Below are 271 nucleotides of genomic sequence, written 5' to 3' on the forward strand. Positions count from 1 at the left end.
TGTGCGGTGACGATGGCGGGAAGGATCCACCTGTTCCCATTCCGAACACAGCCGTTAAGCTTCCCAGCGCCGAGGATAGTGAAGGGTTTCCCTTTGTGAAAGCAGGACGTTGCCGTGCAGCTCTTTTATTTTTTTAAAATGGATGTTTAGCTCAGTTGGGAGAGCATCTGCCTTACAAGCAGAGGGTCAGCGGTTCGAGCCCGTTAACCTCCATAGATCCATGAGCCGTTAGCTCAGTTGGTAGAGCAACTGACTTTTAATCAGTGGGTCA

The 271-nt window shown here is 50.6% G+C and carries 1 tRNA gene and 1 rRNA gene; both read left to right on the forward strand.

The features are described from left to right. The first annotated feature begins 2 nt into the window (after nt 1-2). Nucleotides 3-118 (forward strand): 5S ribosomal RNA (rrf, locus tag ACYQ2O_RS13205). Nucleotides 119-140: 22 nt separating this feature from the next. After that, nucleotides 141-213: transfer RNA gene (locus ACYQ2O_RS13210), tRNA-Val, on the forward strand. The last annotated feature ends 58 nt before the right edge of the window (nt 214-271 follow it).

The sequence above is a fragment of the Alkalibacterium sp. m-11 genome (genome assembly GCF_054658155.1).